The organism is Roseovarius indicus (assembly GCF_008728195.1).
In the GTDB taxonomy this organism is placed as follows: Bacteria; Pseudomonadota; Alphaproteobacteria; order Rhodobacterales; family Rhodobacteraceae; genus Roseovarius; species Roseovarius indicus.
In genome coordinates this window covers 5,239,118-5,253,333 of record NZ_CP031598.1, presented here as the reverse complement: position 1 = coordinate 5,253,333, position 14,216 = coordinate 5,239,118, and the positions used below count along the sequence as shown (strand labels likewise).

At 64.7% G+C, this 14,216-nt stretch carries 13 protein-coding genes; 9 read left to right on the top strand and 4 right to left on the bottom strand.

What is annotated here, in order from left to right; all coding sequences use genetic code 11:
* Positions 1 to 2: 2 nt before the first annotated feature.
* Positions 3 to 1,193, top strand: a complete 1,191-nt coding sequence (locus tag RIdsm_RS25360; protein WP_057812281.1) for an ABC transporter permease — start codon at positions 3 to 5, stop codon at positions 1,191 to 1,193.
* Between the two features lie 59 nt (positions 1,194 to 1,252).
* Here the strand turns inward: RIdsm_RS25360 and RIdsm_RS25355 are convergent, their stop codons facing one another.
* Positions 1,253 to 1,639: a hypothetical protein gene (locus RIdsm_RS25355; protein WP_057812283.1), complete on the bottom strand. Its 387-nt coding sequence runs from the start codon at positions 1,637 to 1,639 to the stop codon at positions 1,253 to 1,255.
* Between the two features lie 94 nt (positions 1,640 to 1,733).
* On the opposite strand from RIdsm_RS25355, the gene RIdsm_RS25350 reads away from it, so the two are divergent.
* Positions 1,734 to 2,324, top strand: coding sequence for a TetR/AcrR family transcriptional regulator (locus tag RIdsm_RS25350; RefSeq protein WP_057812285.1), 591 nt, complete (start codon positions 1,734 to 1,736; stop codon positions 2,322 to 2,324).
* 4 nt (positions 2,325 to 2,328) lie between these two features.
* On the opposite strand, the gene RIdsm_RS25345 is transcribed toward RIdsm_RS25350, so the two are convergent.
* The 3 genes from RIdsm_RS25345 to RIdsm_RS25335 all read right to left on the bottom strand — a co-directional run bounded on the left by RIdsm_RS25345 (position 2,329) and on the right by RIdsm_RS25335 (position 6,266).
* A complete protein-coding gene (locus tag RIdsm_RS25345; RefSeq protein WP_057812287.1) occupies positions 2,329 to 3,879 on the bottom strand; it encodes an alkaline phosphatase D family protein in 1,551 nt (516 codons plus the stop codon).
* 131 nt (positions 3,880 to 4,010) lie between these two features.
* Complete coding sequence (locus RIdsm_RS25340) at positions 4,011 to 5,396, bottom strand: citrate lyase subunit alpha (RefSeq protein ID WP_057812289.1); 1,386 nt, start codon at positions 5,394 to 5,396, stop codon at positions 4,011 to 4,013.
* A 3-nt stretch (positions 5,397 to 5,399) separates the two neighbouring features.
* Positions 5,400 to 6,266: a branched-chain amino acid aminotransferase gene (locus RIdsm_RS25335; protein ID WP_057812292.1), complete on the bottom strand. Its 867-nt coding sequence runs from the start codon at positions 6,264 to 6,266 to the stop codon at positions 5,400 to 5,402.
* Between the two features lie 168 nt (positions 6,267 to 6,434).
* Here RIdsm_RS25335 and RIdsm_RS25330 point away from each other — a divergent pair, with 168 nt between their 5' ends.
* The 7 genes from RIdsm_RS25330 (at position 6,435) to RIdsm_RS25300 (ending at position 14,170) form a co-directional block, all read left to right on the top strand.
* Positions 6,435 to 6,932, top strand: coding sequence for a MarR family winged helix-turn-helix transcriptional regulator (locus RIdsm_RS25330; protein WP_057812294.1), 498 nt, complete (start codon positions 6,435 to 6,437; stop codon positions 6,930 to 6,932).
* On the top strand, positions 6,929 to 7,630 hold the full coding sequence (locus tag RIdsm_RS25325; protein WP_057812296.1) for a response regulator: 702 nt from the start codon (positions 6,929 to 6,931) through the stop codon (positions 7,628 to 7,630). Before RIdsm_RS25330 ends, RIdsm_RS25325 begins: the two co-directional genes overlap by 4 nt.
* Positions 7,631 to 7,709: 79 nt before the next feature.
* The gene (locus RIdsm_RS25320; RefSeq protein WP_057812298.1) at positions 7,710 to 9,188 is read left to right on the top strand and encodes an NAD-dependent succinate-semialdehyde dehydrogenase; all 1,479 of its coding nucleotides are present in this window, start codon (positions 7,710 to 7,712) and stop codon (positions 9,186 to 9,188) included.
* A 101-nt stretch (positions 9,189 to 9,289) separates the two neighbouring features.
* Positions 9,290 to 10,177: a dihydrodipicolinate synthase family protein gene (locus RIdsm_RS25315; RefSeq protein ID WP_057812300.1), complete on the top strand. Its 888-nt coding sequence runs from the start codon at positions 9,290 to 9,292 to the stop codon at positions 10,175 to 10,177.
* Positions 10,178 to 10,262: 85 nt separating this feature from the next.
* Entirely contained in the window at positions 10,263 to 10,799 is a 537-nt protein-coding gene (locus tag RIdsm_RS25310; protein ID WP_057813267.1) for an RNA polymerase sigma factor, read from the top strand.
* Positions 10,796 to 12,745 (top strand): vWA domain-containing protein, encoded by a 1,950-nt coding sequence (locus RIdsm_RS25305; RefSeq protein WP_057812302.1) that lies wholly within the window; start codon positions 10,796 to 10,798, stop codon positions 12,743 to 12,745. Before RIdsm_RS25310 ends, RIdsm_RS25305 begins: the two co-directional genes overlap by 4 nt.
* Before the next feature lie 192 nt (positions 12,746 to 12,937).
* The gene (locus RIdsm_RS25300) at positions 12,938 to 14,170 is read left to right on the top strand and encodes an META domain-containing protein (RefSeq protein WP_057812304.1); all 1,233 of its coding nucleotides are present in this window, start codon (positions 12,938 to 12,940) and stop codon (positions 14,168 to 14,170) included.
* Positions 14,171 to 14,216: the final 46 nt, after the last annotated feature.

Here is a 14,216-nt window from a genome sequence, read left to right as displayed (position 1 = left end):
ACATGGCCACGTACACACTCAAGTATGTCGAGAAGAAGCCGCTGGGCTTTACCATTCCGGTTCTGGCCGCGGCGGGGGCCTTTGCGGGCCTGTTCGTGGGCGCGGCACAGGGCTCGATCTGGCAGGGCATTCTGGCCGGTGCGGTGCTTCTGGCGATTGTGACCTTCCTTGCGCAGGGCGTTCTGGGCGAGGCCATGGAGAAGCCGTTCCGCTGGGGGCTTCTGGCGCTCTTCGCGGTCGGCGGGTTTCTGTTCGGAGGTGTGCCGGGGGCCGTGGTGGGCGCGCTTCTCGGGCTGTTCTATGGCTGGTTCATCTACTGGATCGGGCAGGGCCGGTATCGCGCCAACCTGCTGCCATATCTGACACCGGGGCAGGTTCTGGGGCATTACGCCTTCCGCGTGATCTGTGGCCTGATCTTCTTCTTCCTGATCACGCCGATCGTTGTGGTGATGCCGCTGAGCTTCAACGCCGAGGATTTCTTTACCTTCACACCGGAGATGCTGTCTTTCGACCCGGCGGGCTACTCGCTGAAGCACTACCGTGACTTCTTCACCTCCGACAACTGGCAGCAGGCGCTGTGGAATTCGGTGGCGATCGCGCCGGTGGCGACGCTTCTGTCGGTGAGCTTCGGGACGCTGGCGGCGATCGGTCTGAGTTCGGAGCACGTGCCGTTCCGCCGGGCGATCATGGCGATCCTGATCTCGCCGATGATCGTGCCGCTGATCATCTCGGCGGCGGGGATGTATTTCTTCTATTCGCGGCTGGGGCTTCAGGGCACCTATTGGGGCGTTGTCCTGGCGCACGCGGCGCTTGGTATTCCCTTCGTCATCATCACGGTGACGGCGACGCTGGTGGGTTTTGACCGGTCGCTGACGCGGGCCGCGGCGAATATGGGAGCCGACCCGGTGACGACTTTCTTCCGGGTGCAGATGCCGCTGATCCTGCCGGGGGTGATTTCGGGCGGGCTTTTCGCCTTCATCACGTCGTTCGACGAGGTGGTGGTGGTGCTGTTCGTCGGCTCGGCGGGGCAGAAGACGCTGCCGTGGCAGATGTTCACCGGTCTTCGTGAGCAGATTTCACCCACCATTCTGGCGGTTGCCACGATCCTTGTGTCGATCTCGATCGTGCTGTTGACGACGGTCGAGCTGTTGCGGCGCCGGTCGGAGCGGATGCGGGGCCTTTCGCCGGGGTAAGCCAGCGCACCAGGGTTTCGAAAAGGCCGGGCCGGTGCCCGGCCTTTTTCATTTCCAGGTCAGTTCGCATGGCGGGCGCGGCTGGCGGTGGGCTGTGCGATGAGGGCGTAGGCGATGGTCAGCACCGCGGCCTGGCTGGCGATGACGGCGATCCAGATTTCCGGGAAGGCCGGGTCGAGGTATTTTTGCGGGCCGAAGCTGAGGAGGGCGAAGAGGGCCGCGGGAATGGCGAGGCGTTGACCGGTGGGGCGCTGTGCCAGCAGACAGGCCGCCAGCGCCGTGCCGATGCTGACCGACAGGAAGGGCGGCATGGCAAAGAGCGGGATGGCGCGGGGCGGGTGAGGTGCGACGCCAGCAAAGAGCGAGGCGAGCATCATGGCCTGTATCACGGCAAGGAGGAGGCAGGCGGCGGCGATAAGGTCGGCGCGGGTGTCGGGGTGTGGCATTGAGATCGTCCTTTCGATATCCGTACCAGACGGTACGCCTTGTACCGTACCCAATGGTACGCTAATGTCAATCCGCTATTGAATGGAGGCCGGAATGCCGACGGAGCAGACGGGAAACGACACGCGGCGGGCCGAGATTCTGGCCTGTGGTCTCAAGGTGCTGATCGAGAAAGGTTGGCGCGGCACGTCGATGATTGCCGTGGCGCGGGAAGCCAGTGCGAGCAAGGAGACCCTCTACAACTGGTTCGGCGACAAAGCCGGGTTCTTTGGGGCGATGATTCGGGACAATGCCAGCGCGCTGGACAGGGCCTTGCCGGAGGATTTCGGCGCGATGCCGCTGGAGGACGGGCTTCGGGCGTTCGGGGCCGAGTTGCTGCGGTTGATGACGGGGGAGGCGTCGGTGGCGCTGAACCGGGCGGCGATCGCCGAAGCGGGGGGCGACCCGGTGCTGGGGCGGATCCTGGTGGCGGAGGGGAAGGCAAAGTCGTTGCCGAAATTCGCCGGATGGCTGGCGCGGCACATGGAACTGGGTGACTCGATGGAGGCCGCGGAAAAGTTCGTCGTGCTGGTCAAGGGAGAGGTGCAGCTGGAGAGGCTTTTCGGTGTAACAGAGCCGCTTTCCGAGGCGGAGATCACGGCGCGGGTGGACCGCGCCGTGAGGGATTTCCTGAAGCTCTACGCGTGAGAGATCAGAGCGCCATGCCTTCGGGGTCGAGCGTGATTTTCCACAGCTCGGTATCGGCGCGGTCCATCAGGCGGACGGTCATCTGCTGGGTGGCGCCGTCGATATCGACCAGCCCGAAGAATTGCAGGCCGGCTGAGGGGGGCAGGTTGGCGCCCTGTTCCTCGGTCGGGGCCTTCACGTATTTCACTTCCGGGCCGAAGGTCATGTCGAGGTCGTTCGGGCCGAAGGTGCCGGCGTGGAGCGGTCCGGAGACGAATTCCCAGAAGGGAGCGAAATCCTGGAACTGGGCCTTGTCGGGGTTGTAGTAGTGCGCCGCCGTGTAGTGGACATCGGCGGTGAACCAGACGGTGTTGGTGATGTTGGCCGTCTTGATGAAGCGCAGCAGCTGGGCGATTTCGAGTTCGCGGCCCTTTGCGGCGCCGTTGTCACCGTTGGCCACGGCTTCCTGGCCGCCGCCCACGACGAGGCCGATGGGCATGTCGGAAGCAATGACCTTCCACGTGGCCGAGGATTGCGTCAGCTCGCGCTTGAGCCACGCCATTTGCTCGGCGCCGAGGATGCGGGATTCGTCGGTCAGCTCGTCCTGCATGTTCTCGGAGTTGGGGCCGCGATAGGAACGCAGGTCGAGGAAGAAGACCTCGAGCATGGGGCCATAGGAGATCTTGCGGTAGACGCGGCCCGGCTCGGCCGGGGTATAGCGGATCGGCGTCATCTCGTGGAAGGCGCGGGCGGCCCGGGCGGCAAGCACGTGGATGGATTTTTCGGTGTAGCGGTCATCCTCCATCAGGGAGCGCGAGGAGGACCAGTTGTTGACGACCTCGTGGTCGTCCCACTGGAAGAAGGTCGGTACGGTGGCGTTGAGGGCGAGAACGTGCTCGTCCATCATGTTGTATTTCCACTGGCCGCGGTATTCCTCGAGCGTTTCAGCGACCTTGCGTTTGTCATCCGTCAGAACGGTGTTCTTCCAGATGATTTCGCCGTCTTTCTCGACCTCGTCAGTCATCGGCCCGTCGGCATAGATGGTGTCGCCCGAGTGCAGGAAGAAATCGGGAGTGTGCCTGGCCATGGTGGCGTAGGTGGCCATGCCTTCGTCGTCGATGCCCCAGCCCTGGCCGGCGGTGTCGCCCGACCATGCGAAGCGGATGTCGCGGCGGCCGGCGGGAGCGGTGCGGAAGCGGCCGGTCACGGGGTCGCTGGTGCCGTTGATGTCGGAGAGGTCATGGGCGGTGAAGCGGTAGAAGATGTCCTGATCGGCGGGGAGCCCTTCGACGAGGCGCTTCACGGCAAGGTCGGTTTCGGGCAGGGCGTCGAGCGGGGGCAGCTTCATGGCGTTGTCGAAGCTTTCGGTGGTCGAGACCTCCATCATCACCTTGGCGGGGCGGTCGGTGCGGGTCCAGATCATGCCGGAGGACTTGTCGACATCGCCGGATTGTACGCCGTGGGTAAAGGCGGGCCGCGAGGCTGCGCGGCTGAGGGCGGGCATGGCGAGCGAGGCAGCGAACGCGGTGCCGGAGGCCAGAACGGCACGGCGGGTGGGGCGGATCAGCTTGGTCATGTGGGTCTCCTTCGCGGTTTCCTGAAAGGTGTTTGTGGCGCGGAAGAGACCTTGGTTTCGTGACCGGTGGTCGACGGATGTTTGAAGAGTTGGATAACCTTTTGTAACGCGCGGGTTTTCGCCCGTCGGGCTCAGGGGGCGCGGATTTCGTCGATGACCTGGCCGTCTGGCGCTTCGCAGAGGGCGACAAGTTTGCCTGTGCCTTGGCCGTCTTTGGCCGGATTGGTGCCTGTTTCGGCCTTTTGGCGAAGGTCGTCGAGCGTGGTGACGGGCAAGCCCGAGCGGCGAGCGCGTTCGGCCAGTTCGGGGCGCGAGGGGTGGATGGCGATGCCGGCCTCGGTGACGACAGCGCCGATGGTCGCGCCGGGGGTGGTGAGGCAGGTGAGCGATTGCACCAGCTTGGGGAAGCCGCCGGCGGCAAGCTGGGTGGTGACGATGGGCAGCGTGGCGCCCGCTGCGGTGTCGGCATGGCCGCCCGAGCCGCCGATGATCCGGCCATCGCTGGCACAGGTGACGTTGACGTTGAAATTCATGTCGACCTCGGCCGCGCCGAGGATCATGACGTCGAGCTGCTTGGCGATGCTGTCGGGGTGGTCGGGGCTGGCGTAGGTTTCGGCGGACATCGGCAAATGGGAGGTGTCTTCGGCATAGGAGCGGACGGCGGGGAGGTCGAAGGCCTGCACGTCGCGGAGGGTGGCGAAGAGGCCCGCGCGGAACATCTCGACCAGCGCGCCGGTGATGCCGCCGGCGGCGAAGGCGCCTTTGAGGTTCCGTTTCGCCATGATCGGGGCGAGGTCTCGGGCCACGGCGAGGGAGGTGGCGCCGGCGCCGGTCTGGAATCGGAAACCGTCTTGCAGGAGGCCGGAACAGGCGATGAGTTGGGCGGTCAGGTCGGCGATGGCCTGGCCCTTGGGAGAGGGTGCGCGGCCGGTGGTGCCGGAGGCGATCTGGCTGGCGTCGCCGATGTGGTCGGTTTCGATGATGGCGTGAACCTGCTCGGCAGGGATGCAGACGCGGGGTAGGTCGGTCGTCCGGTGGTTGGTCACGGCGATAACGTGGCGGGCATGGGCGGCATCGACCATCGGGTAACCCAGCGGCCCGCAGGCGGCGGGGCCGGTGGCGCCGGTGAGGTTGCCCGCACCGTCAACCGCCGGGGCAGCGATGAAGGCGGCGTCGATTGGCAGGCGGCCCGAGGCGATGGCCGCCGCGCGACCGCCATGGGATTGCAGAATCACGGGATGGGGTAGGAGGCCGGCGCGCACGGCATCGGCCAGCGGGCCGGTCATGTAGGAGGTGGTGATGCGGGTGACGGTGCCGTTTTCAAGAAACGGGATCAGGGAGGCATGGCAGGGGAAGAGCGAGGAGGGCGCGATATGAAGGTCGCGCAGGCCCGCGGCCGAGCAGGCGGCGAGCACCTGCCGCATGACGTCGTCGCCGTTGCGGAGATGGTGGTGGAAGGACAGCGTGGCGCCGTCCTTCACCTCTGCCTTGTCGAGAGCCTCACGGATGTTGCGCAAGGATCAGACGCGAACCAGTTGCTCGTAATCCTGGGCGATGCCGCGGGTCAGTTCGCCGACCTCGAAGTTGTAGTCGCCGATCTTGCCGACCGGGGTAACCTCGGCCGCGGTGCCGGTGAGCCAGCATTGCTGGAAGCTTTCCAGCTCCTCGGGCATGATGTGGCGCTCGTGCACCTTGACCTGGCGTTCCTCGAGCATGCCGATCACCGTCTGCCGGGTCAGGCCGTTGAGGAAACAGTCGGGCTTGGGCGTGTGCACTTCGCCATCCTTGACGAAGAAGATGTTGGCGCCGGTCGCTTCGGCCACGTAGCCGCGGTAATCGAACATCATCGCGTCGGAGCAGCCTTTCGCCTCGGCCGCGTGTTTCGACAGGGTGCAGATCATGTAGAGGCCGGCGGCCTTGGCGTGACAGGGGATGGTTTCCGGGCTCGGGCGTTTCCACTTGGAGATGTCGAGCTTGGCGCCCTTCATCTTGGCGTCACCGTAATAGGCGCCCCATTCCCAGGCGGCGATGGCGAGGCGCACCGGGTTGCCAGCAGACGCGACACCCATGTCGGGGCCGGCGCCCCGCCACGCGACGGCGCGCACGTAGGCGTCGGTCAGGCCGTTGGCCTTGAGCACGTCGGCCTTGGCGGCCTCGATCTCGTCGACGGTGAAGGGGATCTCGAAATCGAGCTGGCCGGCGGAATAGTGCAGACGCTCGGAATGCTGGCGGCTTTTGAAGATCTTGCCATTATAGGCGCGCTCGCCCTCGAATACCGAGCTGGCATAGTGCAGCGCGTGGGTCAGGATATGTACATTCGCATCGCGCCAGTCGGCGAGTGTGCCATCCATCCAGATCTTGCCGTCGCGGTCATCATAGCCAGCCATATTCGTACTCCTTCAACAGGCCGTTTTTTCATTTGTTGCGCGCGTTACGTCCGAACCGGACATAAAGTTGCGCGAAAACTGCGATTCGCTACCAGTTTGATCTTGGAATGTCAACAAAGCTGACATAATGTTATGGGTGGAATATGGTAGTTGTGATTTGGAGGAGCCATGCCGGACGTTCAGGGCGGTGAAAACCTGCTGTTTCTGACCGACGAGCAGCTTCGACAGGGGATCGAGGCGATGTTTTTCGCCTATCGCGGGTTCACCGCCGATCCGGACCGGATACTGGCGACGATGGACTATGGGCGGGCGCACCACCGGGCGCTGCATTTCATTGCCCGCAGTCCGGGCACGACCGTCAACAACCTGCTGGGAATCCTTGGTGTGACCAAGCAATCGCTGAACCGGGTGCTGCGGACGTTGATCGAGAACGGGTTGGTGGAAAGCCGGGTCGGTTCGACCGATAAACGGGAACGGAACCTGTTTCTGACGGAAGATGGAATCGCGCTGGAGCGGAAGATTTCCGATGCGCAGCGGGCGCGGATGCGCGCTGCCTATCGCGCGGCCGGGCCCGAGGCCGTGGCAGGTTTCCGACAGGTTCTGGAGGCCATGATGGAGCCCGAGTTGCGGCGGAAGTACCATGCCATCCGGGAGAACGGTGCATGAGCGACCCGGCCCCGCACCTTTTGATCGTGGATGACGACGAGCGCATTCGCGGGTTGCTGCGCAAGTTTCTTGCGCGGCACGGGTTTCTCGTGTCGGCGGCAAGGGATGCGGCCCATGCGCGGCGCATCCTGTCGGGGCTGGAGTTCGACCTGATCGTGCTTGACGTGATGATGCCGGGGGAGGATGGCGTGGCGCTGACCCAGGCGCTACGGGAGACGATCGTGACGCCGATCCTGCTTTTGACCGCAAAGAACGAGACGGAAGACCGGATCAAGGGGCTGGAGGCCGGGGCGGACGATTACCTTGCGAAGCCGTTCGAGCCGAAGGAGCTGCTGCTTCGGATCAATGCGATCCTGCGGCGGATGCCCGCGGCGCTGCCCGAGACGATGGCGCCGAAAGTGTTGCAGATGGGAACGGTGCGGTTCGACATCGAACGGGCGGAATTGTTGCGGGGCGACGAGCCGGTACGCCTGACGGCGACCGAAGTGCAGTTGATGCGGATCTTCTCGGAGCACCTGCGGGAGCCGGTGAGCCGGGCGAAGCTGGTCGAGGACCTTGGCCGCGACAAGGGGCAGGCGCAGGAACGGGCGGTCGACGTGCAGATCACCCGGCTTCGGCGGAAAATCGAGTCGGACCCGAAACAGCCGCGCTATCTGCAGACGGTGCGGGGCGAAGGGTATATGCTGGCGCCCGACTGAACCCGAGGGCCCGCCATCTGGACATTCCCGCCGCTTAGTGGTTTGCCTTTGGCCAACCAAGTTGCAGGAGGACCGATCCATGCTTGATACGACGACAAACCTGAAATCCCTTCTGAAGGATCCCAGCCTTCTGGCCGAGCAGGCCTATGCCGGCGGCGAGTGGGTCGACGGAGACGACGGCACGTTCGAGGTGACAAACCCGGCGCGTGGCGACGTGATTGCCAACGTGGCCGACATGAGCCGGGCGCAAGTGGCCAAGGCCATCGAGGCCGCGGGCAAGGCGCAAAAGGAATGGGCGCAGTGGACCGGCAAGGAACGCGCCGCCGTGCTGCGCAAGTGGTTCGACCTGATGATGGAGAACCAGGACGATCTGGGCACCATCCTGACCGCCGAGCAGGGCAAGCCGCTGGCCGAGGCCAAGGGCGAGATCGCCTATGGGGCCTCGTTCATCGAGTTCTTCGCCGAAGAAGCCAAGCGGATCTATGGCGAGACCATTCCGGGCCACCAGCGCGACAAGCGGATCACCGTGATCAAGCAGCCCATCGGCGTGGCTGCGTCGATCACGCCGTGGAACTTCCCCAATGCGATGATCACTCGTAAAGCCGGGCCGGCGCTGGCCGCGGGCTGTGCCTTTGTCGGGCGTCCGGCGGCCGAGACGCCGCTGTCGGCGACAGCGATGGGTGTTCTGGCCGAGCGGGCGGGAATTCCGAAAGGGGTGTTCAGCATCGTGACCTCGTCGAGCTCCTCTGAGGTCGGTAAGGAGTTCTGCGAGAACCCTGTCGTGCGCAAGTTGACCTTCACCGGCTCGACCGAGGTGGGCCGGATCCTGCTGCGGCAGGCGGCCGACCAGGTGATGAAATGCTCGATGGAGCTTGGCGGCAACGCGCCTTTCATCGTGTTCGACGATGCCGATCTGGATGCCGCCGTGGAAGGCGCCATCATGTGCAAGTTCCGCAACAACGGGCAGACCTGCGTCTGTGCCAACCGGATCTATGTGCAGGCCGGTGTGTACGATGCCTTTGCCGAGAAGCTGAAGGCGGCTGTCGAGAAGCTGAAGATCGGCGACGGGCTGGAAGAGGGCACGACGCTTGGCCCGCTTATCAACGGCGATGCCATCGAGAAAGTTCAGGAGCACGTGGCCGATGCCAAGTCGAAAGGCGCGAATGTGCTGATGGGCGGCGGTGACCCGATGCAGGGCGCAGGGTATTTCCTGCCGCCGACGATCCTTACGGGCGTGACGCAGGACATGGTCGTCAGCAAGGACGAGACGTTCGGCCCGCTGGCGCCGCTTTTCAAGTTCGACACGGTCGATGACGTGATCGAGATGGCGAATGACACGATCTTCGGCCTGGCGAGCTATTTCTACGCCAAGGATCTGAGCCGCGTCACCAAGGTGGCCGAGGCCCTGGAATACGGGATCGTCGGTGTGAACACCGGCATCATCTCGACCGAAGTGGCGCCATTCGGCGGGGTCAAGCAATCGGGCCTCGGCCGCGAGGGCAGCCATCACGGGATCGATGACTATCTCGAGATGAAATATATCTGCACCTCGGTCTGATCACCGGTGCCAGAAAAGTTGGAACGCGGCCCCTGTCGGGCCGCGTTTCTTTTTGCGCGGTGGGTGCTTGGAGACGCCGCAAAACCCTGTAATCTGCCGCCATGACGCAGAATGATTTCCACGGTGTGTTTCCCTATCTCGTATCCCCGATCGACGATCGAGGCCGGGTGATGGACCACGTGCTCGACCGGCTATGCGACGATCTGATTGGCAAGGGGGTGCACGGGCTGACGCCGCTGGGCTCGACCGGGGAGTTCGCCTATCTCGATTGGGCCCAGAAGCGCGAGATCGTGGCGACGGTGGTCAGGGCTACAGGCCGGCGCGTGCCGGTCGTGGCCGGGGTGGCGGCGACGACGATTGCCGAGGCACAGCGGCAGACCGAGGCGTTCGAGACGCTGGGCGCCGACGGGATACTGGCGGTGATGGAGGCGTATTTCCCTGTCGGCGACGAGGGAACCTATGCCTACTTCAAGGCGATCGCCGAGGCGACATCGTTGCCCGTGGTGCTTTACACCAATCCGAATTTCCAGCGGAGCGACCTGAGCCTTCCGGTGCTCGAGCGGCTTTCTGAGATCGAGAATATTCGCTATCTCAAGGACGCGTCGAGCAATACCGGGCGGCTTCTGTCGATCATGAACCGGGTGGGCGGGAAAATCGAGGTGTTCTCGGCCTCGGCGCATATCCCGACCTGCGTGATGATGATCGGCGGGGTGGGTTGGATGGCCGGGCCGGCCTGTCTGGTTCCCGAGCAGAGCGTGGAGCTGTACGAGCTCTGCCGCGCGGGGCAGTGGGACAAGGCGATGGAGTTGCAGCGCAAGCTGTGGGGGCTGAACCAGGCCTTTGCGCGGCATAACCTGGCGGCCTGTATCAAGGGCGGGCTCGAGATGCAGGGTTACGAGGTGGGCGTGCCGCTGCCGCCGCAGGCGCCCTTGTCGGACGAGGGCCGGGCCGAGGTGCGCGCGGCGCTTGAGGCGGTTGGGGCGCTTTAGGGCTGCTGTTCGAAATCTTTCTGAAAAAATCTTTAGGGTCCGCCAAGGATTGACCATTCACGCGCGTCCAACAAACGTGATGCGCATGGAAACGAGTGATGAAAGCCTTGCAAGGGCCGCGGCGGAGGGAGACTCTCACGCGTTCTCCCTTCTGTTGGAACGGCACTATGACAGGGTTTTCCGGCTGGCGTTCCGCCTGACAGGCGCGGCGGCCGAGGCAGAGGACCTGACCCAGGATGTCTGCGCGACGCTGCCGGCGCGGCTGCAGGGATTTCGCGGTGAGGCGAGGTTTGCGACCTGGCTATGGCGGGTGGTGGTCAATGCCGCCCATGACCGGCGGCGCAAGGCGGCGACACGGGCCCGCCATTCGCAAGGTTGGGGCGACTGGGAAGTGAACCGGCGCGCCGCCCAGAGCGAGGCGGCGGAGGCCGTCGACTGGCTGACACAGGCGATGCGGGCGTTGCCGGAAGAGCTGCGCGACACGCTGGCGCTGGTGCTGGACGATCTCAGCCACGAAGAGGCGGCCGAGGTTCTGGGCGTTGCCCCGGGCACGGTCAGCTGGCGCATCTCTGAGGCAAAGAAGCGGTTGCGCGCACAGCGCGAGAAAGAGGATCAGGCATGAGCGACGACCTCGAAGATCTGAAACAGGCAATGCAGGCCGCCACCCCCGCGCCCGACGCGGGCCGGAAGGCTGCGAATTTCACTATCGCGCAGGAAAATTTCGATCGGCTCCAAGAAAGTCGGCCGGGTGTGCGTCTTACCTCTGATCGCCCTGGGAGGGGCTGGTTCAGAGGAGTAGCAAGAATGATAACGACTCAACTTTCGTCGCGCGGGATGATGTCGGCGACCACGGCCCTGGTGGCGCTGGGTCTCGTCGTGGTGGTGCCCGACTGGCAGGCCGGGCGCGACATGTTCCGGCCGGGGCCCATGGTGCAGAAGACCGTGGCGACCGAGGAAGACCTGTCCCGGCCGCCAGCGGACGCAGTGGGCGGTCTGTTCGAGATGGAAGGCGCCGAGTCGCTGGCAGCCGACGATATGGCGAGCGCCGCGCCGCCCAGCCCCGCGCCGCGATTGCAGGCCACGCGGGCGGAAAGCCTGCGGGGGCTGGCGGTCGAGACGCTGAACAACATGGCGCCGAGCGGGCAACGGGATGTGCTGATCCGGCCGGAGAACAATACGGAAGCGTATGCTCACGCCGATCCCAACACGTTGAAGGTGACGGCGGACGACCCGGTTTCGACCTTTTCGGTCGACGTGGATACGGCCTCTTATGCGGTCGTGCGCTCTTCGCTGATCGGGGGGGTGATGCCGCCGCACGAGGCGGTGCGGATCGAGGAGATGATCAATTACTTCCCCTATGATTATGCCGCGCCCGCCGAGGGGGACGCGCCGTTCCGTTCGACGGTGAGTGTGACCGATACGCCGTGGAACCCCGACACGCAACTCGTGCATATCGGGATCCAGGGCGAGCTGCCCGCGGTCGAGGACCGGCCGCCGCTGAACCTCGTTTTCCTGATCGATACGTCGGGGTCGATGGAGCATCCCGACAAGCTGCCCCTTCTCAAGCAGTCGCTGGCGCTGATGTTGTCGAAGCTGTCGGCGCAGGACCAGGTGTCGATCGTGACCTATGCCGGCAGTGCGGGGCAGGTGCTCGAACCCACTTCGGCGGCAGAGCGGGATACCATTCTGGGCGCGCTCGACAACCTGAGCGCCGGTGGCAACACCGCCGGGCAGGACGGTTTGCAGCAGGCCTATTCCGTGGCCGAGGGGATGACAGAGGAGGGCGAAGTGAGCCGCGTGATCCTGGCCACCGATGGCGACTTCAACGTCGGCATCAGCGACCCGGACGAGCTGGAGCGCTTTATCGCCGGCAAGCGGGAGAGTGGCACCTACCTGTCGGTTCTGGGTTTCGGGCGGGGCAACCTCGACGACGCGGTGATGCAGTCGCTGGCGCAGAACGGGAACGGGCAGGCGGCCTATATCGATACGCTGTCGGAGGCGCAGAAGGTGCTGGTGGATCAGTTCACCGGGGCGCTTTACCCGATTGCCGATGACGTGAAGATCCAGGTGGAGTTCAACCCCGGCGTGGTGGCCGAGTACCGGCTGATCGGGTACGAGACGCGGGCGCTGAACCGGGATGATTTCAGGAACGACGCGGTCGATGCGGGGGATATCGGCGCGGGGCATACGGTGACGGCGATCTACGAGGTGACGCTGGTCGATTCAGAGGCCCGTCTGACCGAGCCGCTGCGCTATGGCGAGGCCGAACCACAGAACACGAGCGACGAGCTGGGATACCTCAAGCTGCGCTACAAGGCGCCGGGTGAGGAAACGAGCCAGCTGATCGAGACACCGATCGTGGCGGGGGGCGAAACGAGCGACGACATGCGCTTTGCCGCCGCGATTGCCGGGTTCGGGCAGATCTTGCAGGACAGCCCCTACCTGAACGGCTGGACCTATGACGACGCCATCGCGCTGGCGAATTCCGCGAAAGGGGAGGACGCCTATGGCTACCGTGCCGAGGCGGTGCGCCTGATGCGGCTGGCGCAGAGCCTCGACCGGAACTGAGACAAGGGCCTTATCGAGCAGCAATTTGGCCCTCGTGGCGAGGCGGTGTAGCTCCGCCGTCTTGCCGCCGCCGCGCGCGCCACTGTCCCGGCGCGCGCGGTTTCTTGCAAATAAACAATGGAACGGCCTTCGTCTTCAGGGGTTCAAGGCCTAGGTGGTAGTTATCGAAATAATCCCTGTTGGAGATGTCACATGGTGCGATTTGCCCTGTCCCTATTACTTGCGCTGGCGCTGAGCGCGCCGGCCATGGCCCAGGAGGGTGCCCGGAAGATCACCGGCTCGCTGGTCTACTTGCAGAAAATCGCACTGCCCGAGGGGGCGGAGGTGATTGTCGAGATGAGAGGTGCGCTTGACTCGATACTGGCTGAGCAACGGTTCACGACCGACGGCGCGCAGGTGCCGCTGGGCTTCGAGATGGCAGTGCCCGAGGGGTTGAGCGGCCAGCTGAACGCGGCGATCCGGGTCGACGGCAAGGCGATGTGGATTGCGCGGGATATCCGCGTCGATGCCGGGTCGGAGGATGTCGACATTGGCGAGGTGCGGCTGAGCCAGTTCACGCCGCTGGCCTTTCGGTCGCGCTTTGACTGCGGGGAAACCACGGTCGAGTTCGGGATGATCGACGACACGCCCACCCTCCGGGTCGGTGGTCAGGATTATGCGATGAAGGAGATGCCTGCCGATGACGGTTCGCGCTTCGTGGCGCAATCGGATGAGGCCGTCACCTTCTGGTCGAAGGGGACCGAGGCGGAGCTGACGCTAGGATCCGAGCCGGAGCCGGCCTGTGCCAAGGTCGAGGAGACGCCGGAGCCCTATACCGCCGTGGGCAACGAACCGGGCTGGTACGTGACCATCAGCGAAGGCGAGGCCGAAGTGGTGGCGGATTACGGTGACCTGCGTCTCAACACGCCGCGGCCCGAAGTGGAGACCGAGGCAGGTGCCTACATCCTCAACATGCCCGACATCAACGCCCGGCTGCGGCTGGAAGAGCGGATCTGTCACGACGACGCCACGGGCATGCCCTATCCGCATCACGCGGCGCTGGCGCTGGACGGGCAGGAGTTGCGCGGTTGCGGTGGTGACCCGGTGAGCCTTTTGACGGCAGGTGCCTGGCAGATCGAGGATATCGGCGAGCTTGGCATCATCGACGGGTCGAACATCAGCATCACCTTCGATCCGGATGGCGGGGCGTCGGGCCGGACGGGATGCAACCGGTTCACCGGTGTCTACATGCTGGACGGCGAAGGCCTTGCCTTTGGCCAGATGGGTGTGACGATGATGGGATGCCCTGAGGCGATGATGACCCAAGAGCAACGGATGCTGGACGCCTTGCAGCACGTGGTGCGGTTCGACATCGACGAGACCGGTGCGCTTCTGCTGATCGGGCCGGCGGGCGAGACGCTTCTGACCGCGCGGCGGCTGGCATGAAAAACCCGGCCGGGATGACCGGCCGGGCGTATGGCAGACACTCGGT